The following is a 20,911-nucleotide window of genomic DNA, read 5'->3' as shown; positions in this document are numbered from 1 at the left end:
GGGAACAACGATGAATTTTGAACTGACAGAAGATCAACAAGCCTTTGTCGATACGGCAAAGGCCTTTGCTGAAAAAGAGCTGGCGCCTAATGCGGCAAAATGGGACGAAGAACACCATTTCCCAATAGAAGTGTTCCGTAAAGCGGGTGAAATGGGCTTTATGGGCATGTACACACCCGAAGAAGCAGGTGGTTTTGGTATGAGCCGACTCGACTCTGCTTTAATTTTTGAGCAACTGGCGGGCGGCTGTACGGCCACCACGGCGATGATGACCATTCACAACATGGTTACCTGGATGATTGGTTCGTTCGGTCAGCAGTCGGTAATCGACCAATGGGTGCCAGAATTGGTGACTGGCGAGAAGCTGGGTTCTTACTGTTTAACCGAGCCAGGCTCAGGTTCAGATGCAGCCAGCTTACGCACTAGTGCGAAAAAAGACGGTGACGAGTACGTTTTGAACGGTTCTAAAATGTTCATCTCTGGTGCGGGTGAGACTGACGTATTAGTCGTTATGGCGCGTACGGGTGAAGACGGTCCTAAAGGTATCTCGGCGTTTGCAGTACCTGCTGATGCAGAAGGTATCGTATACGGTAAAGCGGAAGACAAAATGGGCTGGAACGCTCAACCAACTCGCTTAGTGACGTTTGAAGATGTTCGTATTCCGGCAGAAAACCTGCTGGGTGAAGAAGGCGAAGGCTTTAAATTTGCCATGATGGGTTTAGACGGCGGACGTATTAACATTGCAGTTTGCTCTGTCGGTACCGCACAAGCGGCATTGAATACTGCTAAAGCCTACATGCAGGAGCGTACTCAATTTGGTAAGCCTCTGGCGGCATTTCAGGCATTGCAGTTTAAGTTAGCCGATATGGCTACTGAACTGGTGGCTGCGCGTCAAATGGTACGTTTAGCGGCGAGCAAAGTCGATAACAATGACGCAGATAAAACGACGTACTGTGCGATGGCTAAGCAATTTGCAACCGATGTTGGCTTTAAGGTGTGTAACGACGCACTGCAATTGCACGGTGGTTACGGGTACATCAAAGAATACCCACTTGAGCGCCACGTTCGCGATGTTCGTGTTCACCAGATTCTGGAAGGCACGAACGAAGTGATGCGTATGATCATTGGTCGCCGTATGTTGGCGGATAACGACCGCGAAATCTTGTAAGGAGACTCCATGCAAGACGTAGTAATTTTTGAAGAACTGAACGCCGGTGACAAAGTCATCGGCGTTGCTACATTAAATTCCGAGAAATCGCTCAATGCGCTGAGTTTGGCAATGGCTGAAAAGCTGCTACCACAACTCAAAAAGTGGGCAGAAGACGACAAAGTGGCTTGTGTCTGGTTACAGGGTGCTGGCGAAAAAGCATTCTGTGCCGGTGGTGACATTGTCGCTATGTATAAAGCTATGCAGGCAGAGCCTGGTAAACTGGTGGAGGAAGTGGAAAACTTCTTCACTCAGGAATATCAGTTGGATTACTTTATCCAGACATTCCCGAAGCCCTTCATTTGCTGGGGTGACGGTATTGTCATGGGCGGTGGTATGGGCTTAATGAACGGGGCCAGCCATCGTATTGTGACTGAGCGCTCGTTACTGGCCATGCCGGAAGTGACGATTGGCTTATACCCTGATGTTGGCGCAACCTATTTCTTGAATCGCATGCCTGAAGGCTGCGGGCTCTTTCTTGGAATTACTGGTGCCACAATGAATGCCAATGATGCACTTTACTTAAACCTGGCCGACCACTTTGTGGGGCACGACAGTAAAGAAGCTATTTTGACGGCATTAAAAGAGACTGAGTGGGGCGATACTGCGGCTCTTAACAAACAAAAAGTGACTGACTTATTAAGCTCAATTGCAAGCAGTGACACGACCGCATTACCGGCTCCTCAAGTCGAGCCGCACCAGTCGCTAATTTCGGAGTTAACATCAGGCAATGACATTGGCGATATTGTTGAGCGTATTGTAAATGATGAGACTGACGACAAATGGTTAGCGAGAGCGCGTAAAAACTTAGCGAATGGCTGTCCGTTCACCTCTCACTTAGTCTGGAATCAGTTGCAACAAGGCTCAGATTTGTCGTTAGCGGATTGCTTTCGTTTAGAGTTAACTCTGTCCTGTAATTGCGCGGTTCGCGGTGACTTTGCTGAAGGCATTCGAGCTTTGCTGATTGATAAAGACAAGAATCCACAATGGCAGCATAGCTCGGTAGCGGACGTACCCGCAGAAGAGGTTGATGCATTCTTTTTACCTCCATGGGGTGACAGAACGCATCCGCTGGCTGATCTTGATAAATAAAACGAATGAACAAGAAGGAGTGCCAACATGGCAACCGTAGGATTTATTGGTCTGGGTAACATGGGTGGCCCAATGGCCAGCAATTTGGCAAAAGCAGGCCACAAAGTTAAAGCGTTTGATTTGTCAGAAGAGGCGTTAAAAGCCGTTGTTGCAGATGGTGCGCAAGCTGCAAAAACCGCTGAAGAAGCTATCGACGGCGCTGAGTTTGTGGTTTCAATGTTACCGGCAGACCGCCACGTTAAAGGTGTTTATTTAGGTGACAATGGACTTATTAACAAACTGTCGAAAGAGCAGTTAGTTATCGACTGTAGCACCATATCTTCAGATACGGCGATGTATGTCGGTGAGGAGCTTGAGAAAGCGGGAATTGCTTTTATTGATGCACCGGTATCCGGTGGCGTTGGCGGTGCAAAAGCAGGTACGTTAACCTTCATTTGTGGTGGTACAGAGACAAATGTTGACCGCGCACGAACTGTGCTGAATGACATGGGTAAAAACGTGTTTCGCGCCGGCGATGTGGGTGCAGGGCAAATTGCCAAAATCTGCAACAACATGCTGTTATCGGTATTAATGGTAGGCACATCAGAAGCACTGCAGTTAGGCAAGGCGAACGGGCTTGACCCGAAGGTGCTGTCTGAAATTATGTTAGCAAGCTCGGGTCGTAACTGGACATTAGAGGTGTACAACCCATGTCCGGGCGTTATGGAAAACGTACCGTCAAGCAACGACTATCAGGGCGGCTTTCTGGTCGACCTAATGGCGAAAGACTTAGGCTTAGCACAGCAAACCGCATTAGAAAGTGGGGCGGCGACGCCAATGGGATCATTGACACGTAACCTTTACCACAGTTGGTCTGAACAAGGTCATGGTCGTCAGGACTTTTCCAGTATTTTTAACTATGTGGCGCCTAAGTCACAGAAGTAACTGAAGAATTGAGGAAACACATGCAAATTAAAGACAGTGTGATTGTAATTACCGGTGGCGCTCAGGGATTGGGTCTTGCAATGGCAGAAGACTTTGCCAAGCAGGGCGCTCAATTAGCGCTTATCGATATTAATGGCGACGTTCTGGGCGATGCTCAGGAGCATTGTGAGAAGTTAGGCGCGGCTAAGGTTGTCGGCTATGAGGTTGATATTACCGACGAAGAATCGGTAGAAACCGTTTTTGAACAAATTCAGCAAGAGTTTAATGGCATTGATGTATTAGTTAATAACGCCGGCTTGCTGCGTGATGGTTTATTGATTAAATACAAAGATGGCGAACTCAAGCAGAAAATGCCACTGCAACAGTTCCAGTCCGTGTTAGACGTGAACTTAACAGGTACGTTCTTATGCGGTCGTGAAGCAGCGGCGCAAATGGTTAAAGCCGGTAAAAAAGGCGTCATTATTAACATTTCAAGTGTTGCTCGCGCAGGTAATATGGGGCAAACCAATTACTCTGCAACGAAAGCGGGCGTAGTCGCTATGACCGTTACCTGGGCGCGTGAATTGGGTCGCTATGGTATTCGTTGTGGTGCTATTGCTCCAGGCTTTATTGAAACGCCAATGACCGCTCAAATGAAGCCGGAAGCGGTTGAACGCGCGTTGTCTATGGTGCCGTTAAAGCGCTGGGGACAGCCTAATGAAATCGCGCACAGCGCACGTTACATTATTGAAAACGACTTTTTCAGCGGCCGTGTCGTTGAAATTGATGGCGGCGTTCGACTGTAAATCGCATTAGATAAAGTAATGTAAATAGCCGAATGATGGGCGTCTCTGTTATAGTAGCGATTAATTAAAAACAGAGACGCTTTTTTATTGGCATGCGCAAATTACCTCCCTTAAATGCACTGAAATCCTTTGAAGTGGCCGCGCGTCATCTTAGCTTTACTAAGGCTGCAGAAGAACTATTCGTCACCCAGGCGGCAGTAAGTCATCAGGTTAAAGCACTAGAAGACTTTCTTGAGCTTAAGCTGTTTATTCGCCGGAATCGCTCGTTATTATTGACTGAAGAAGGGCAGGAGTACTATCTGGAACTCCGTGATATTTTTGAACAATTGGCGCAAGCTACGGATAAGCTACGTCTGGTATCAGAGCGCGGTGCGCTCACCGTCTCGGTGCCTCCCAGCTTTGCCATTTTATGGTTTGTTCCACGGCTAAGCAGTTTTCGGGAAGCTCACCCGGATATGGATATTCGTATTAAGGCGGTGGATGAAATTAGTGGCTCTCTCACTGATGACGTTGATGTCGCTATTTATTATGGGGACGGACGTTGGCCAGGCGTAAAAGCGTATCAGCTGCATGAAGAATACTTATGGCCGGTGTGTTCACCGTTATTGCTGAATAAAGCCGATATAAAAGAGCCTGCAGATTTATTCAAACAGACACTACTGCATGATGAAACACGTAATGCCTGGAAAGATTGGTTTCAGTTGGTTGGCTTGCCTCAGTATAAGGGCGATAACGGCCCAGTATTCAGCCATTCAAGTTTGGCATTACAAGCGGCGGTGCACGGGCAGGGCGTTGCATTAGCCAATAACGTATTAGTGAAACCTGAAATTGATAGTGGTCATTTGGTGAGAATATTCCCGCAGGCCTTACAGCGGAATAAAGCCTTTTATTTGGTTTGCCGTGACAACCAGGCCGAAATCGGTAAAATCGCGACCTTTCGACAGTGGTTGCTCGATATTGTGCAGCAGGAAGAGCGAGAGTTTAAGGAATGATGCGTTATCAGCGGCAAAACCCAGAGGGCACAATCCGGGTTGTGTTTTTACATGGCTCCGGCGGTGGTCCCGATACTGCGTTTATGAATTACTTTGCGGATCAGTGTGTAGCGCTTGGTGCCGAGGTTATACGACCTGACTTTCCATATTGGGAAAAAGTGCGGGAAACAGGAAAGCCCAGACCGCCAAACAGAATGCCGATATTAGTTGATGCGGTGGAAACGCTATTAAATGACTTGCAGCAAGACAATAAGCCTTTGGTGTTAATGGGCAAATCGCTGGGCAGTCGAGTCATGTTGCGGGTTGCTAATTCGTTCGACGCTAAGGCGGCTATTGCGTTAGGTTTTCCGTTCCATCCGCCACAAAAGCCTGAAAATTCGCGTCTGGAAGAGTTAGCAATGAGTACAGCGCCTGGCCTCATTCTGCAGGGAACGCGCGATCCCTTTAGCAAGCCTTTAATGAAGAAGAAAGAGCAAGGTGAATGTGTCACTTTGCCTGACAACTGGGCTCTGCATTGGCTGGAAGGGGCTGATCACAGCTTTGAAGCAACGAAAGCGAAATCGGCAGACACACCTGTAATTTGGCAGCAGGCGGCAACAGCAATTAAGGAGTTTATTCAATGAGTCAGTTATTTTTAATTGCAGCGGCTCTGCTAGGGGCAACGGGAGTCATACTAGGCGCGTTTGCAGCGCATGGCCTTAAGTCCAAGTTGACTGAAAACTTATTGAATGCGTTTGAAACCGGCGTTACGTATCAGTTTTATCACGCGTTGGCGTTAATGGCATTAGCCTTGTGGCTTAAACAATCCTCGTCAGGGTGGTTGGTCGCCAGCGGCTATTTATGGCTTGCTGGTGTTATTTTGTTTTCCGGCAGTTTATACGCGTTAGCGATTACCGGTATTAAATGGTTCGGGCCAATAACGCCGCTCGGTGGTCTATTATTTATAGCGGGCTGGATAAGCTTGCTAATTGGCGCAATAAAGTTAGGAGCAGTGAATTAATGAGCGGAATTATTTTATTGTGTCGCGCTGGTTTTGAAGGCGACTGTGCAGCAGAAATACAAGACAAAGCAACAGAACTTGGTATTTACGGTTATTGCCAGACACAGCCGAACCAGGCCTATGTCACTTATAACTGTCAGGCTGAAGAAGCGGAGCACATTGCGCGCAAACTGCCATTAAAGGACTTGGTGTTTGCCCGCGAAATGTTTGCGTTGTTAAGTCCGGTTAAACTGGCAGGTATTGAAGATCGCGCCAGTGAGGTCATAAAAGCGCTAGAGCCACACAGGGAAACCTTTGGTCTAGCTGGTGAGCTGCGGGTTGAAACGCCTGATACGAATGAAGCCAATCAGCTGTCGAAGTTTTGTCGTAAGTTTAGTGTTCCGCTTCGTCAGGCGTTGCGTAAAGAAGAGCTATTAAGCAATAAGCCTTTGGCAAAACGCCCTTTACTGCACGTGCTTTTTGTTAATTCTGCGCATGCCTTGGTTGGTTATTCTTATAGCTATAACCAGACCCCTTATGACGGTGGTATTTTACGTTTAAGAATGCCAAAGGACGGACCGAGCCGTTCAACGTTGAAGCTTGATGAAGCCTTTCAGGTTTTTGTGCCCGAAAATGAGCAGGAAAAACGTATCCAGCCCGGTATGAAAGCCGTTGATTTAGGGGCCGCGCCGGGGGGCTGGACCTATCAGCTGGTGCGTCGCGGCATGATGGTACAAGCGGTTGATAATGGTCCTATGGCTGACTCGTTAATGGAAACCGGGCAGGTTCAGCATATAAAAGAAGATGGCTTTAAGTTTCGCCCTAAGCGCAAAAATATTCACTGGCTTGTCTGCGATATGGTGGAAAAGCCTGCGAGAGTCGGCGAATTGATGACGAGCTGGTTGTTAGAAGGTGACTGTCAGGAAGCGATTTTTAACCTGAAGCTACCCATGCGTCAGCGCTACGCTGCCGTAAAAGAGTATTTGGATCAGATAAAAGATCAGCTACAAACAGAAGGCACGAAGCCTTTCGAAATTCAGGCGAAACACCTGTATCACGACCGTGAAGAAGTCACGGTACACTTACGTTGGTTGCCAAAGCAGTAAATGAAAAGAGGAAGCAGGCTTTCGCCAAGAAAGCCTGCTGTGTACTTATTAAAGGCGATCAATAACGGCTTGGGTAAAGTCCGTCGTACCGTGCGAGCCTCCGAGATCACGCGTGGTGCGGTCGCCAGACTCAATAACATCAGCCAAAGCCTTGGTAATTTTCTCAGCTTTGTCAGCCATCCCCAAATACTCCAGCATTTGAATAGAAGCCAGAATAACAGAGCTTGGATTGGCCAGGTTTTTGCCTGCAATATCTGGCGCGGATCCGTGTACGGCTTCAAAAATAGCGCAGTCTTTACCGATGTTAGCGCCTGGCGCCATCCCCAAACCACCGACTAAGCCTGCGCAAAGGTCGGATAGTATGTCGCCAAACAGGTTGGTGGTAACAATAACGTCGAACTCTTCCGGGTTCATGACTAGGCGCATACATGCCGCATCGACAATCATCTCGGCGGATTCAATATCCGGGTACTCTTCTGCAATTTCGCGAGCCACTTTCAGGAATAAACCCGACGTTGACTTCAAGATATTCGCTTTATGCACTGCCGTTACTTTTTTGCGACCTTCGCGACGTGCGGTTTCGTAGGCAAAACGTACGATACGCTCAGCGCCTTCGCGAGTAATTTTGCTGACGGCTTCGGCTTCGTTGCCGTCTTCTGAGACTTTTTGACCCAGGCCTGAATACATACCTTCGGTGTTTTCACGAATAGTGATGATATCAATGTTGTCGTAGCGAGCTTGGGTGCCTTTAAATGACAAAACAGGGCGCATATTTGCATACAGTCCGAAGTGTTTGCGCAAGCTAACGTTAATAGAGGTAAAACCTTCCCCTACTGGCGTTGTAAGGGGACCTTTTAAAGTAACACCGTTACGAGCTATGGCATCAAGCGTATTCTGAGGCAAAAGCTCACCAGTTTTTTCTAAAGCGGTTAAGCCAGCATCTACATATTCGTATTCAAAATCGCAACCTGCTTTATCAAGAATGGCTGTCGCCGATTTTACAATGTCGGGACCAATACCGTCGCCTGGAATAACTGTGATTGTCTTGCTCATTTAAAGAGTTCCTTCAAACCGTGTTACAACTAAATACAGGTAGTGATTCTACCACCCCTGCGGTTTATGTGACTAGAAAAGCATTATTCACTTAGTGAATAGGTGCTATAACGGAGAGTGACAGTGACTCTCAAACGCCGCTATTTTTTGAAACTTCTGCGCGTCACTAGTGGTTGCCGTTAACGCTTCATAACAAGAGTCTAGCAGCTTCTGAGCGGGTTCACTTAACGTTGCTTGTGGGTGATACACTTTAAGCGTAAGAAAGTGGGCAACGTAATACAATGCCGTCAGTTTTTTATCGGTTGTTTGCTCTGGATCAAGCAGCGCTTGTGTTTTACTGGATAACTGCCAACGAGCTGTCAGCTGACGGCTACGCCTAAAGTCTGCCGGGTCTAACGCGGAGCCAACCCAGCTAGTCGAGTAAAAGTGCTCTATTACTGAGACTTTTGGCCATTTAGAAGACTTCAACAACTCAGGATGGCGGAATAAATCGGACGCTGACAACAGCGCCAATAACGGGGCTGGCGTTGGCAGCTTAATACCACTGCTTTGACTGAGTGTTTCCAGTAAAGAGCACAATAAGTTAGTGCGTTGCATCAGTGCTTTGTGCAAAGGAATACTATTCTGTGCAAATTGATGCTGCAGGAACGCAGTGGCAAGAATAACCGAGGCACGCTTTGCTCCTAGCCATAAATAAGCTTGTTTGACGTCCATTTTCACCGCTTCGTCGTTGTTAATTCGCTCATTCTCAATAACGGATTGATGGACCGACTGACTTAAATAGGGGATTTTTCTAATTTGTTGAATGACCGCATTTAGTGAACCCGACGCATTGGCATATTGGTTGATGGCTTTAAGTAAAGGCTTGGGTGTTTGCAAGCTGGGAGCTGGGGCTTTTGCTGTCAGTAAAAAATCCCGGTGTTTAACCAGGGACTCCAGAACCTCTGAATCAATCGCTTCGGCACTTGGCTGCCAATGTGCTAGTTCCTCAACTCCTACATAAAAAGGCGTGTGGAGTTTATGAGGAAATGCCAGCAAAAACTGACCTTTTTGATAATCCATCAGAATGGCGGACCGTGATTTTTCAATGTGTTTAAATCGTTGACCAATAAAGTACCGGCAAAAATCGGAGCTTTGCTTCATTAACGGCCAGAGCTTGTATCGAAAAACGCTATTCAGGTGGGGGGCGAACTTAACTTCGGGCTTTGAACGCTGTTGTTGTACTGCCGACATAAGGCCAACCCAATGGCGGTAGAACGCAATATCATGTGAGTTAAAGTGCAACGGTTTGAGTGCCTCTAACCACAACGCTTGTCGCAATTGTTTCTCGCGCCAGTAGTCAACGCTTTCCTCAATGCAGCCGCTGAGACAGGCAGCCGCTAACACTCGTCGGTAATGCGTGTGCAGGGCTAACGTCTTACCGAGTTTCAAGGCATTAACGGCATTCGATAAGAACTCAACCAACGGTCTATTATCTACCGCATTAGTGTTAAAGCGAGACTCCGCGTAGCATGGCAGTAGTTCAGGCCAGCGATACTCCTGACACTCTTCGTCAAGTGATTTCACAAATTGATAAAGCTGGCGAATGTCATGCTTGTTCATTAGCCCGTAAGCTTTAGCACAACAATTAGCAAGCTTGTTCATTGCCGCCTCTGTGTATTTTGGAAGTCTCTGTACGAGTCATTGCCCCAGGCAATTAACTCATTGTTTTTAAAAACCAGAGGAGTGCATTCGTCTTTGGTGGTAATGCCATCCGATGTGACATGATGCGTTCGATAAAATAGAACCTGCATGTCACCTTCTTCAGACGACTTGGCTTCGTTAATATCAGGGGAGCCAAGCACGCGAATGACACTGTCTTTTGACATGCCTAAATCGAGTTGACCGATTTGACGTGCGTTATAAGTTTCGCGTTCCTGCCATTTAAGATCGGCCGGATCAGCCTGATAAAGCATCAGGACTAATCCGACTATCGCCAGGTAGCTTATAGCTCCAATGGCTAAAATGACAAAAACTTTGTTCTTCATAACGAGCTTAATCGGTAACGACTTTATAGCAAGGATAGTACACCGAACCCGGTAATTTCATACGTCCCTGTTCGACGAACGCTTGTAATAATACGTCCAGTCGTTTCATTAACTGGGTTTCGCCGTGAATGGTGAACACACCTTTATCGCGAATACGGCGAATACCATCATCTTTCACGTTACCGGCAACAATAGCGGAGAAGGCACGGCGCAAGTCAGCGGCTAATTCTTCTTTTGGTTGGTCAGGATGAAGGTTCAGCGCTGCCACATTATCGTGCGTGGGCACAAACGGACGCTGGAAATTGTCGTCAATGAACAGCGTCCAGTTAAAGTAATAAGCATCGCCTGAATCGCGGCGGTATTGTTTTACTGAAGCCATACCGGCGCTCATGTGCTGGGCAACACTGGCTGGATCCGCAATAATAATGCGATACAGCTGACGCGCTTCTTCACCAAGCGTCGCCACGATGAATTCATCCAATGCCTCAAAGTAGTCACGTGAGCTTTCCGGACCCGTCAGGATAACCGGCAGACTTTGCTGCTGGTTTTTAGGGTGCATAAGAATACCGAGTAAGTAGAGTAACTCTTCGGCCGTACCGGCGCCGCCTGGGAAAATAACAATACCGTGCGCACAGCGAGTAAAGGCTTCCAGTCGCTTTTCAATGTCCGGTAAAATGACCAGTTCATTGACAATAGGGTTCGGTGGCTCTGCGGCGATAATACCTGGCTCCGTTAGACCTAAGTAGCGACCACTGCGAATTCTTTGCTTGGCATGGCCTATAGTCGCTCCTTTCATTGGACCTTTCATAGCGCCGGGACCACAGCCTGTGCAAATATTTAAGCCACGCAGCCCCAGCTGATAGCCCACTTCTTTGGTGTACTTGTATTCGCCTTCGCTGATTGAGTGGCCGCCCCAGCAAACTACCATGTCGGGCTCCTGCATGGCCTGAACGGTACGTGCGTTACGCAGAATATCGAAAACCACATGGGTCAGGGTGGCGCTGTCAGCGCCCTTTAACTCTTCTTCTGAATAGCGTTCGCCGGTAAACAGAATGTCACGAAGTACAGACTCCAGCAGTTCGCGAATACCGACAATAAGTTCACCATCCACAAACGCTTCTTCTGGTGGCTCTATCAGTTCAATTTTAATGCCGCGCTCTTTGCGAATGATATTAACGGAGAAATCTTGATACTTGTCGTAAATTTCGGCACTGCTGTCAGTGTTACTACCGGCATTCAGGACCGCAAGGCAACAGTTTCTGAAAAGTTTATAGAGTTGGCTGTTTGAAGATTTTTTTAATCGTTCTATTTCTAACTGTGACAACAGAGACATCGTGCCTCTGGGAGAAATACTTGCTCTCATTATTATTTAATACTCCTTTACAAATAGTGACCCTTGTCACTTCATATGGCACCTCATCGTTCCTATCCGCCTGATGCCAACTTAACGTTATTTCGTCCGCTTTCTTTTGCCCGATACAGCGCTTTGTCTGCGCGCTCAAAAACGGAAACGGTGGTGTCGCTATTATTGTTAAACGACGCCACACCTGCCGATACCGTAATGCGAATATCGTCAGTTTTAAACTTAAATGGGATATTAGCGACTTTTTCTCGTGCTAATTCCATCTTTTCTTTTACTTGATTCTCATCAAGACAAAAGATAATAGCAAATTCTTCACCACCATAGCGACATACAAAGCCATCATTTTTCAATGCTTTGTTTAGCGTGCCCGCTATCACCTGAAGCGTTTTATCACCTGCAATGTGTCCGAAGCTGTCATTTATGTCTTTGAAAAAGTCAACATCGACAATGGCAATTGTTAGCGGTGTCTGACCATTCTGCCAACGAGAAAACTCCATATTAAGTCGTTCTTCAAACGCCGAACGGTTAGGAAGTTTCGTTAGCGAATCTTGTAAGCTACGGAATTTTTGTTGAGCTAACTCACGTTTGTAACGTTCAACTTCGGCTTCTGTCTCTCTCAGCTTAACTTCTAGTTCGGTGCTATTTTTCGTAAAGTTTTCGCGCTCTTGGTTTTGCAACAAAATATGCTGTTCTAGAGTAGCCCCTAACTGTTCAAGTCGGCTGCCTACATTTTCTTTTAACTCGAACAGTTCCGAAGCACCGTGCACGCAGTCTGAAATATCGGATACCCCAACTGTGAGTTGTTTGTTCAGCTTACTGCGCTGCTCGGCAAAGTAACCCGATGTACTGACGGTTGTGCCAAGAATATTGTTAACAGACTCCAGGGACGCGTTTAACTGTTGTAAGAAGCTCTGTGCCGACTTACGCTCTTCGTTGATACTGGTAAAAATAAGCCGCATGACTTTAAGACTTATGCCCATGAGCGTATCGAGGCTTTGAGGTTTCTGCAGAGCCGTTTTAACCTGCTGCAACGCCTCTGCCGAGTTACCACTAAACTCCACTTCACTTAACAGGTCAAATAACTGGGCTTGATAATTTTCAACCGGAACCGTTTCTGTTTTAGCGGTACTGCTATTCACTGCACACTGGTGCGATAAGTTCAGCAAGCGGTTGACCAATGGCAAGTAATGCATCAGTGCTGTGGTCGGCTTTTCAAACGCCGTGGCGATACTCGCAAACTCTCTTTCGGCCTGCCTTGTTGAGGGGGTTAGCTTCGCCAGAGTTTGTGAAATGGTATCTGTTGTTTGCCGGGTTTGTTGTTGAAACCGAATATTGTAATCAGCAATCGCATCGCTGAGTTTTTCAATTAGCGGGTCCAGTATGGCAGCCGACGCGTTTTGCTGAATTTGACTGCGAAGTTGATGAATAATAGTGTCGAGGTCGCTATCTACACCATTAAGCGCCAGACACAACTGATTAACAAACTCAGAATAGCGTTCTGAGTCGCGACGGTAATCGTCCTCGAGTTGTTTTCTGGACTGAATGCTTTGCTGCAACTTTTTGCTTAGGTGCTGCACCTGCTCTTGCGGTGTTTCAGGTATCGACACTACTCACCTTCTTACGTTTACGCTGATGGCTTAGGTTAATACGAACCTTAGGATGACAAAGTTTATCGTTTTCTGCATTAAATACTATTCACAGATTGTGGTAGTCTTGCCATTTATTTCCTAACAAAAAAGTCGAAAATAGCGGGGACGTACTGTGCGTATAAGCGTATTAGCATTATCGATTCTATTAACATCTTCTGCGGCGTGGGCAGATACTGAATATAAAATTGATCTCACTCAACCGGAGCACCAGCGAGGGGACGTTAGCATCACTTTTCCCGAAAGTGATGAACCGTTTCTGGATATTAAAATGCCGGCGTGGCGCACGGGCTATTACCGGATTTTAGATTTAGCCAATGGCGTCAGGGAGTTCACGGCTCAAACCGACGGGCAAAGCCTGCGCTGGGAAAAGGTGGATAAAAGTACCTGGCGTATCCATCTACCAAAAGATGCTGGGGAAGTGACCGTTAATTATGAAATTTACGCGGATCAGTTAGGGCGCAGAAGTCGCCACATCGATGACAGTCACGCGTATTTAGATGCTTCTGCAGTATTTATGTACGCTGATAAGTGGCGCAACGAGCCAGTAATAGTGTCTTTGAATGTACCGCAAGAGTGGCGCAGCTATTCTGGTATGGAGCGAGAAGGTGAACACCGCTTTTCCGCCGACAATTGGGATGTTCTGGTCGACTCGCCAATAGAAACCGGTATAAATAAGCACTTTGCCTTTGAACAGGACGGTCGTGACTATGAAGTGGTGTTCTGGGGCGAAGGTAACTATGACACTGAGCAAACCGTTGCCGATCTGGAAAAGTTAGTTGCTACCGGCGACTCTATTTGGAGCAGCTATCCTTACGAGCGCTATGTGTTTATGATTCATGCAACCTCTGGTGCCGGTGGTGCTACTGAGCATAAAAACTCGACAATTATTCAGCGCCCACGATATAGCTTCGCGAGCCGTGACGATTACTTGTCGTTTATGTCAACGGCATCACATGAGTTCGTGCATACCTGGAATGTGAAAGCGTATCGCCCCGACGGTTTGGTACCTTATGACTACCAAAAAGAAAACTACACTGATTTATTTTGGATAGCGGAAGGCTCCACCAGTTATTTCCAAAATCATTTGCTGCTGCAGGCAGGCATTATGGAGCCGGACGAATTCTTTGAACGGTTAGCGGGTAGCATTGATCGGCACAAAGCCAAGCCCGGTAGTCAAGTGATGTCGGTTGCAGAAGCTTCGTTTGAAGCCTGGATTGATCAGTATGGAGATCGAGGTCATAACGACTCGGTGAGCATTTACTCTGAAGGTGCTTTAGTTTCCTGGATGCTGGACAGCGCCTTACTTGAATCCACGGATGGCGAAGTCAGTTATCGTGACGTGCATGACGAGCTGTATCAGCGCTTTGACGCCGAGGAGCAGGGCTTTAAGGCCAGCGATGTGCTAGCCATACTCAAGGACTTGACCGGAAACTCCTGGCAGCAATGGTGGCAAGAGAATGTGGAAAACCCTGCAACCGATATCCCATTTGAAAAAATGCTGAACGATGCGGGCTTAGAATTGGTTTATGAAGAAAGCGAAGAGCCTAAGAATTGGACAGGGTGGCGTGCGTCAAAAGTGGATGGTGGCATGGAATTGACCCGGGTCAGTCGTGGTAGCCCGGCATGGGAAGCTGGTTTTAGGCCGGACGATGTGATTATTGCCTATGACGGACATACGGTAATGCATGGCCGCTTTGATGAAGCGCTTCAGGAATATAAAGCAGGCGATGAAGTTAAAGTCACGTTCTTCCGTCGCAATCAGTTGCATGAGAAAACGCTGAAGCTGGAACAAGCGCCGGCAACAGATGCGTCTATTAAGCCCTTAGAAGCGCCAACAGCAAAACAGCAAGCGCGCTTCTTACAATGGCTACAAACTCCGCACCCGAACGCGTAGTTTCACCAGCAACCGACTACTGACGAGCCATGCGCTGCATTTGCGGCGCTGGCTCAAAGTTAGAGCGGAACGGATTAATGTCCAGTCCGCCCCGTCGTGTGTAACGTGCGTACACACTCAGTTGACTAACCCCCAGAGCGAGTATGTCCTGAAAGATTCGCTCGACGCATTGTTCATGAAACTCGTTATGCCCCCGAAAAGAAACCAAATAGGCTAATAAGGCCGCTCTATCGATTTTTGGCCCTTGATAATGAATAGAGACTGAACCCCAGTCAGGCTGATTCGTAATAAGGCAATTGGATTTTAACAGATGGCTGTGAAGCTGCTCTTCCACCTGTCCCACATTGTTTTCAAGCTTCAGTAGCTCAGGGCGGTAATCGTAGTGCTCAACTCGGATATCCTGTGAATCGATACACTCGCCCTCGAAATCAGCAATTAATTCGTTCGTAACGTGACTTAACGGAGTGAGCCTGACGGATACTGAAGCACCGGCACAGGCGGATAAGTCGCTTTCCATGATATGTTGAACGTTTTCCCACGTATTGAAGCGGCTATCATTAAAGCTGTTTAAGTACAATTTGAAAGATTTTGACTCAATCAAATTAGGGCTTGAAGCGGGCACTTCAAAGTAGCCGATAGCCACTTGTGGTAAACCGTTAGCATTTAGCCATGAGAGCTCATATCCGGTCCATTGATCGACGCCGTCAAATGGCAGCTTTCCGGTAATACCGATAGGTTCACGATTCAATGAGCGAGGAACCGCCTGTAGCTGGTTTGCATCATATTGGCTGGGGTATTCAGTGTGCTGACCAAGGTTTAAATGGCTGAGAGCATCCTTTTTTGGCATTTGTATCACTCCATACGTACAATGACGCTATTGTAAAATGTCTGAGTAGGTAGTACCAGATGCAGAACTTAGAAAGTGCTTTAGACGACCTTATTGAACGCTATGTTGAGCAGCTGCCAATTCGTTACACCGAGTACGTTGCCGAATGGGATAGTCCCATTTATGGCTCTGTGATAGACGAGGACACGGTCGAGTGGGCTCCGGTAAAACAGACCTCTCCGTTATCTTTCAGTGAATTAGAAAGTGCGCTTGAAATAACCTTTCATGACAGCATAAAAGCGGTTTTTGGACGTTGGTTTGCCGGTGATTTATCGCTGGAATACGACGGGCATCCGGTTACTCTGCTGCAAGTCCAAAGCCTTGAAGACGGTGAACGTCTACTGGCAAATTTAACCGGCCATATCCTTATGAAGCGCCGCTTAAAGCAACCGGAGACGGTGTTTATTGGTTTAGGTGTTGAAAATGATGACTTACTCGTGTCAATTGATAACGCGACCGGTCAAGTTGGTTTAGAGTGGGTCGGCAAAGAGCAGCATGAATGTCTTGCAGACTCATTGGAGGAGTGGCTGGCTACTTGCCAACCGAAGAGCGAACTTTCTGATATTGAGTGACTCGACAGCCTGTTAAAAAAAGGTTAGCTTGACGTTTATCAAGAATAATTAAGAGGTTGTCTGTAATGCAGGGGCTGACAGAGGCTACAGAGCAGGAAATACAACACGCCAGCGAAAACGCGAGTAGTGACGTAAAAGGGGAGTTAACCTATTTGGTCGCTGAAGATTTGAAAATGGCAGCGTCACTGTTATTTCAAACGTACTACGATGATGCGTTATTACAGAAAATATTTCGTGCCGACAAACCGGATTACGATAAACGCTTGAGAGCGGCCATTCGAGAAGATTTGACGTCGTTTTGGGAGAGTGGACAGCCAATCATCGGTATTCGTGATGGTGGTACATTATTGGGTGTGGCTTGTCTGACCCGGCCCGGGAAAAGCTTTGGTCCTGGACGTTTTTGGCACTGGCGCATTAGCATGCTGATGACGGCTGGTTTTCTAAGCACCAAACAAGTCATGAAAAAAGAGCGCCGTATTCAGGAGGCTATGCCGGACGTGCCTTATCATATGCTGGCCTTTATTGCCGTAGCGCCACAGTATCAACAACAGGGCGTTGGTCATTTACTGGTTGAGGCCGCTAAATCAGCGTTTCAGGAAGATCCTGAATCTCAAGGTGTTGCCGTATTTGTGACCCGCGCCGACTACCAGGCGTTTTTCAAAAAGCGTGGCTACCGCCTGCAAGCGCAAATCGCGTTTGAAACACTGCCCGGAGAGTTACTGTTTTACCCGCGGGAGGAGGATGAGTAATGAGCTACTCGAGCTTTAAAGAGTTTTACCCTTACTATTTACAGGAGCACTCCGACACGCGTTGCCGAGCCTTACATTATATCGGTAGTACCCTGGTACTTATTGTACTCGCCTATGCGTTGTTCTCTCAAAACTTTTGGTGGTTGCTTGCGGTACCCGTTATTGGTTATGGCTTTGCCTGGCTGGGTCACTTTATATTCGAGAAAAACAAGCCCGCCACGTTTAAATACCCTTTATACAGCCTGATGGGCGACTGGGTGATGTATAAAGACGCGTGGGTTAAGCTATTGACCGGGCATTCGAAAGGGCGGTAGTTCCACACCGACTAACTTTTGGTTATGCAGAGTTAAGTCGCCTTCATAGCGAGTTTCACCATCACTGGAAAAACCAAGTTTAAAGGTGCTGCGCCAACCTGGTTGGTTGCCTTTAAACGACCAGCGAGTTTTGTCACGCCGAATGTCTAAGAACTGTAAGCCTTGCTGTTTGCAATAATATACCGCGTGTTTTTGAGCGCTTTCAGACTGCTGTCGGTGTTGCCAAAACACCCATACTGCAAGCAGTAAAACCAGAAAGATTATGACATCGAGTAAATTCATGCGCTTACTGCACCTGCGACTTCAAACGGTTTAGTGCCTGTTGTACTGGCTCCGATAATTGCTGCTGCGCAATCAGAGAAAGTAACTGAGGTCGTACAGTTGGCAGTGCGATGATGTCCTGGAAAAGCGTATCAAATAAGGTCATATCCAGTTTAGCAATAGCGTTGAGGTAGCTATTTAGGGTGGTTGGCTCTGCCAAAACAGGCCATAAACGAGCCGCTATCACGACCAGTTGGTCGGTGTTGGCGTTCTCAATCAGTGACGCAATTTGTTTCTGCACTCTTGGCTCATCTGATGTGCTTGCCAGTGCCCTTAACGCGTCTGTTGTGAGCTCTGAATCGTCTGTGTTGATCAGCTCCAGTAACGCGTTGCGTAAGTGCGCGGGTATGGACTGATGCTCGAGTGCTGCGGCCAGAGGCGAACGCACACCGCCGGGATAGCTCGCAAAATGCTCAGCAATAGCCGTACTGATATCGTTGTGTTGCATCAAACGTGCAGCAACATCATGAAGGCCTTGCAGGCCAATATTTTGCCAATCCAGACTATCGTTAGGATTTAGCAGATAGGCTTCTGCTGTTTCAAAATGAATGGAGGGCGATAAGTTATGTTGGCATTGAACGTGAGCGTGCAATGCGGCTCGCTGTGTTTCTGAGGGCGTCAATAAATACGGATTCTGCTGCAACTGCTGTTGTTGCTCCTCGGTAAGCTCGCCGGTAATTTCGTGCCCCAGAGCGTTAATGACATACTCAAGGTATTGATTTCTTGCTGCCAGGTTAAGCAATCCACGTTCATCTAATGGAAACTGGAGAAACCATAAATAGGGCGGTTGTTCGGCGCTTTTATGCTGAAACAACACGGCAATTTGTGCCTGGCGAGCAATAGGGTATGGGTAAGGCTGCTGCTGATGTTCTATAGCGTCGAACTGCTCTTGGGAGATCTCGGTCAAGCGGCGACCAATATCAAAGACTTGGTAATCGGTTTGGCCGGCTTTTAGAAAATCACCCAGGGTTGTAATGCTCTGCTCTGCCACAAAAACTCCATTTCACTTGAATTTTGGAACGTATTAAACCACTATTGCGCCATTATAACGATTTATAACCTTATGTGGTAACGGAGTCTGATATGGAGCAGTATCAGAAAGCGGCTCGGCTATTAGACAGGATTGAACGCGAGCTCAACAGTTTAGGTCTTTGGCAGTCACATCAACCGCCGGTTCAGGCATTGGAGAGTCAACAGCCTTTTGCGGTCGACACTCTGGAATTTCATCAGTGGCTGCAATTTATTATGATACCGAGAATGTGGTCATTAATAGACGGGCAACGGCCGCTCCCTGAAAGTACCTCTATCAGCCCAATGGCGGCTCATACCTACCGTAATGAACTGGAACAATACGAACAACTCATCGGCCTTATTCGTGAGTTTGACGTTCTGCTAAGTGGCACAGACCCTTTGCAGGATGATCTTTAATGCGCCCACCTCTGGATATTGTTTATCAGGATAATGATTTAGCCGTCATTAACAAACCCAGCGGTTTACTAGTTCACCGCAGTCGCATAGCGAGCGAGGCCAGAGAGTTTGCTATGCAAATGCTGCGCGACCAAATTGGTCAGCATGTGTACCCGGTTCATCGCCTGGACAGACCAACGTCAGGGCTTTTAATTTTCGCGCTAAGCAGTGAAGTAGCCACGAAAATGTCGGAGAGCTTTGCGACTAACCAAGTGAGCAAACAATACCACGCGGTTGTTCGTGGCTACTTGCCTGAAGAAGGTACTGTCGATTACCCGTTAAAAGAAGAGCTGGATAAAATTGCTGACGCGCAGGCCGATCAGAACAAAGAGGCTCAGGACGCTGTCACGCATTTCCGCTGCCTGGAGAAAATAGAGTTACCGTATAAAGTCAGTAAAAAGCACGATACCACACGTTATTCTCTGGTCGAGTTAACTCCTGAAACCGGGCGTAAGCATCAGTTGCGTCGACATATGGCGCATCTTCGCCACCCGATTATTGGTGACACGAACCATGGAGACGGTCGGCATAATCGCTTCTTTAGGGAGCATTTTGACAGTCATCGCTTACTATTAGCGGCAACGGCAGTAGAATTTAAACACCCGGTAAATGGCGAAATGATGTTTCTGACTGCGCCACTTCCGGATGAGTTTCTTAAGGTCTTTCAGCCAGCCGAAGCCGGCTGAGTTCCTGGTGTTTACTCTGCGCCCCGGAGGAGAGCATTGATTCCCACTTTGGCACGTGTTTTCGCATCAACGCGTTTAACAATAATAGCTGCATATAAGCTATGAGTGCCGTCAGCCGCTGGCAGTGACCCCGGAACAACAACCGCTCCAGCGGGTACACGACCATAGAGAATACGATCATTTTCACGGTCATAAATACGGGTGCTTTGACCAATGTATACGCCCATTGAAATAACGGCACCTTCTTCAACAATAACGCCTTCAACAATCTCAGAACGTGCACCGATAAAACAGTTGTCTTCAATGATAGTTGGGTTTGCTTGTAATGGCTCCAATACGCCACCAATGCCAACGCCACCCGACAAATGCACGTTTTTACCGATTTGCGCGCAAGAGCCGACGGTTGCCCAAGTATCGACCATGCTGCCTTCACTAACATAGGCACCAATGTTGACATAAGATGGCATGACGACAACATTACGCCCAATGTAAGCGCCTTTACGCACCATAGCGGGCGGTACGACACGCATACCCTCTGCACGGAAACGGGCGCTATCGTAGTCAGCAAACTTCGCAGGTACTTTGTCCCAAAAGCGCGTTTCACCGCCTTCAATTAAGTCATTGTCGTTCAGGCGAAAAGACAACAGAACGGCTTTTTTCAGCCATTGATGAACGACCCATTCACCCGATACTTTTTCGGCAACCCGAAGCTCACCACGATCGATCTCATCGATCACATAGCGTACGGCTTCTCGTAGCTCATCGTCATCGGTATTCGAGTTGATCTGGTCACGCTTGTCAAAAGCATCAATAATTAACTGTTTAATGTGTTCCATGGTTTTAAT

General features: G+C 47.4%; 23 protein-coding genes. 14 read left to right on the top strand and 9 right to left on the bottom strand.

The annotated features are described in order from the left end of the window. The first annotated feature begins 10 nt into the window (after nt 1-10). From CEW91_RS07690 to rlmM, 8 genes are all read left to right on the top strand, one after another. Nucleotides 11-1,168 carry an acyl-CoA dehydrogenase family protein gene (locus CEW91_RS07690; protein WP_088768426.1) on the top strand — a complete coding sequence of 386 codons (1,158 nt, stop codon included), beginning with the start codon at nt 11-13 and terminating at the stop codon, nt 1,166-1,168. Between the two features lie 9 nt (nt 1,169-1,177). Beyond that, nucleotides 1,178-2,299: an enoyl-CoA hydratase/isomerase family protein gene (locus CEW91_RS07685; protein WP_088768425.1), complete on the top strand. Its 1,122-nt coding sequence runs from the start codon at nt 1,178-1,180 to the stop codon at nt 2,297-2,299. Nucleotides 2,300-2,326: 27 nt separating this feature from the next. Beyond that, complete coding sequence (mmsB, locus tag CEW91_RS07680; protein WP_088768424.1) at nt 2,327-3,223, top strand: 3-hydroxyisobutyrate dehydrogenase; 897 nt, start codon at nt 2,327-2,329, stop codon at nt 3,221-3,223. Nucleotides 3,224-3,243: 20 nt separating this feature from the next. Next, complete coding sequence (locus CEW91_RS07675; protein WP_088768423.1) at nt 3,244-4,008, top strand: SDR family oxidoreductase; 765 nt, start codon at nt 3,244-3,246, stop codon at nt 4,006-4,008. A gap of 92 nt (nt 4,009-4,100) precedes the next feature. Then, nucleotides 4,101-5,000, top strand: a complete 900-nt coding sequence (locus CEW91_RS07670) for a transcriptional regulator GcvA (protein ID WP_088768422.1) — start codon at nt 4,101-4,103, stop codon at nt 4,998-5,000. Then, complete coding sequence (locus CEW91_RS07665; RefSeq protein ID WP_232506942.1) at nt 4,997-5,623, top strand: alpha/beta fold hydrolase; 627 nt, start codon at nt 4,997-4,999, stop codon at nt 5,621-5,623. The genes CEW91_RS07670 and CEW91_RS07665 overlap by 4 nt, the downstream gene beginning before the upstream one ends. Beyond that, the gene (locus CEW91_RS07660; protein ID WP_088768420.1) at nt 5,620-6,000 is read left to right on the top strand and encodes a DUF423 domain-containing protein; all 381 of its coding nucleotides are present in this window, start codon (nt 5,620-5,622) and stop codon (nt 5,998-6,000) included. Before CEW91_RS07665 ends, CEW91_RS07660 begins: the two co-directional genes overlap by 4 nt. Continuing rightward, complete coding sequence (rlmM, locus tag CEW91_RS07655) at nt 6,000-7,085, top strand: 23S rRNA (cytidine(2498)-2'-O)-methyltransferase RlmM (RefSeq protein WP_088768419.1); 1,086 nt, start codon at nt 6,000-6,002, stop codon at nt 7,083-7,085. Before CEW91_RS07660 ends, rlmM begins: the two co-directional genes overlap by 1 nt. Before the next feature lie 48 nt (nt 7,086-7,133). Here the strand turns inward: rlmM and CEW91_RS07650 are convergent, their stop codons facing one another. From CEW91_RS07650 to CEW91_RS07630, 5 genes are all read right to left on the bottom strand, one after another. Then, on the bottom strand, nt 7,134-8,138 hold the full coding sequence (locus CEW91_RS07650) for an isocitrate dehydrogenase (protein WP_088768418.1): 1,005 nt from the start codon (nt 8,136-8,138) through the stop codon (nt 7,134-7,136). A gap of 105 nt (nt 8,139-8,243) precedes the next feature. Then, complete coding sequence (locus CEW91_RS07645) at nt 8,244-9,782, bottom strand: hypothetical protein (protein ID WP_088768417.1); 1,539 nt, start codon at nt 9,780-9,782, stop codon at nt 8,244-8,246. Next, nucleotides 9,779-10,165, bottom strand: coding sequence for a DUF3192 domain-containing protein (locus tag CEW91_RS07640; RefSeq protein WP_088768416.1), 387 nt, complete (start codon nt 10,163-10,165; stop codon nt 9,779-9,781). Before CEW91_RS07640 ends, CEW91_RS07645 begins: the two co-directional genes overlap by 4 nt. 7 nt (nt 10,166-10,172) lie before the next feature. Beyond that, a complete protein-coding gene (gene ppnN / locus CEW91_RS07635) occupies nt 10,173-11,528 on the bottom strand; it encodes a nucleotide 5'-monophosphate nucleosidase PpnN (RefSeq protein ID WP_088768415.1) in 1,356 nt (451 codons plus the stop codon). A 62-nt stretch (nt 11,529-11,590) separates the two neighbouring features. Further along, nucleotides 11,591-13,135 (bottom strand): GGDEF domain-containing protein, encoded by a 1,545-nt coding sequence (locus CEW91_RS07630; RefSeq protein WP_088768414.1) that lies wholly within the window; start codon nt 13,133-13,135, stop codon nt 11,591-11,593. Nucleotides 13,136-13,289: 154 nt separating this feature from the next. On the opposite strand from CEW91_RS07630, the gene CEW91_RS07625 reads away from it, so the two are divergent. Next, entirely contained in the window at nt 13,290-15,071 is a 1,782-nt protein-coding gene (locus CEW91_RS07625; protein WP_088768413.1) for a M61 family metallopeptidase, read from the top strand. A gap of 16 nt (nt 15,072-15,087) precedes the next feature. Here CEW91_RS07625 and queF read toward each other — a convergent pair whose 3' ends face one another. After that, complete coding sequence (gene queF / locus CEW91_RS07620; RefSeq protein WP_088768412.1) at nt 15,088-15,918, bottom strand: NADPH-dependent 7-cyano-7-deazaguanine reductase QueF; 831 nt, start codon at nt 15,916-15,918, stop codon at nt 15,088-15,090. A 59-nt stretch (nt 15,919-15,977) separates the two neighbouring features. Between queF and syd the strand changes: the two genes are divergently transcribed. The 3 genes from syd to CEW91_RS07605 all read left to right on the top strand — a co-directional run bounded on the left by syd (nt 15,978) and on the right by CEW91_RS07605 (nt 17,592). Continuing rightward, a complete protein-coding gene (gene syd / locus CEW91_RS07615; protein ID WP_088768411.1) occupies nt 15,978-16,529 on the top strand; it encodes a SecY-interacting protein in 552 nt (183 codons plus the stop codon). Between the two features lie 65 nt (nt 16,530-16,594). Continuing rightward, a complete protein-coding gene (locus CEW91_RS07610) occupies nt 16,595-17,278 on the top strand; it encodes a GNAT family N-acetyltransferase (RefSeq protein WP_088768410.1) in 684 nt (227 codons plus the stop codon). Beyond that, the gene (locus CEW91_RS07605; RefSeq protein ID WP_088768409.1) at nt 17,278-17,592 is read left to right on the top strand and encodes a DUF962 domain-containing protein; all 315 of its coding nucleotides are present in this window, start codon (nt 17,278-17,280) and stop codon (nt 17,590-17,592) included. The genes CEW91_RS07610 and CEW91_RS07605 overlap by 1 nt, the downstream gene beginning before the upstream one ends. Here the strand turns inward: CEW91_RS07605 and CEW91_RS07600 are convergent. Both CEW91_RS07600 and CEW91_RS07595 read right to left on the bottom strand, forming a co-directional pair. Next, nucleotides 17,563-17,874, bottom strand: coding sequence for a DUF3301 domain-containing protein (locus tag CEW91_RS07600; protein WP_088768408.1), 312 nt, complete (start codon nt 17,872-17,874; stop codon nt 17,563-17,565). The two genes, CEW91_RS07605 and CEW91_RS07600, sit on opposite strands and share 30 nt — an antisense overlap. A gap of 4 nt (nt 17,875-17,878) precedes the next feature. Continuing rightward, on the bottom strand, nt 17,879-18,904 hold the full coding sequence (locus CEW91_RS07595; RefSeq protein ID WP_088768407.1) for a DUF3549 family protein: 1,026 nt from the start codon (nt 18,902-18,904) through the stop codon (nt 17,879-17,881). Between the two features lie 92 nt (nt 18,905-18,996). Here CEW91_RS07595 and CEW91_RS07590 point away from each other — a divergent pair, with 92 nt between their 5' ends. Both CEW91_RS07590 and truC read left to right on the top strand, forming a co-directional pair. Continuing rightward, on the top strand, nt 18,997-19,341 hold the full coding sequence (locus CEW91_RS07590) for a YqcC family protein (protein ID WP_088768406.1): 345 nt from the start codon (nt 18,997-18,999) through the stop codon (nt 19,339-19,341). Continuing rightward, on the top strand, nt 19,341-20,066 hold the full coding sequence (gene truC / locus CEW91_RS07585) for a tRNA pseudouridine(65) synthase TruC (protein WP_088768405.1): 726 nt from the start codon (nt 19,341-19,343) through the stop codon (nt 20,064-20,066). The genes CEW91_RS07590 and truC overlap by 1 nt, the downstream gene beginning before the upstream one ends. Nucleotides 20,067-20,077: 11 nt before the next feature. Here the strand turns inward: truC and dapD are convergent, their stop codons facing one another. Further along, nucleotides 20,078-20,902: a 2,3,4,5-tetrahydropyridine-2,6-dicarboxylate N-succinyltransferase gene (gene dapD / locus CEW91_RS07580; RefSeq protein WP_088768404.1), complete on the bottom strand. Its 825-nt coding sequence runs from the start codon at nt 20,900-20,902 to the stop codon at nt 20,078-20,080. Nucleotides 20,903-20,911: the final 9 nt, after the last annotated feature.

This window comes from Idiomarina piscisalsi (assembly GCF_002211765.1).
GTDB lineage: Bacteria > Pseudomonadota > Gammaproteobacteria > Enterobacterales > Alteromonadaceae > Idiomarina > Idiomarina piscisalsi_A.
This window is presented reverse-complemented; position numbering and strand designations above follow the sequence as displayed.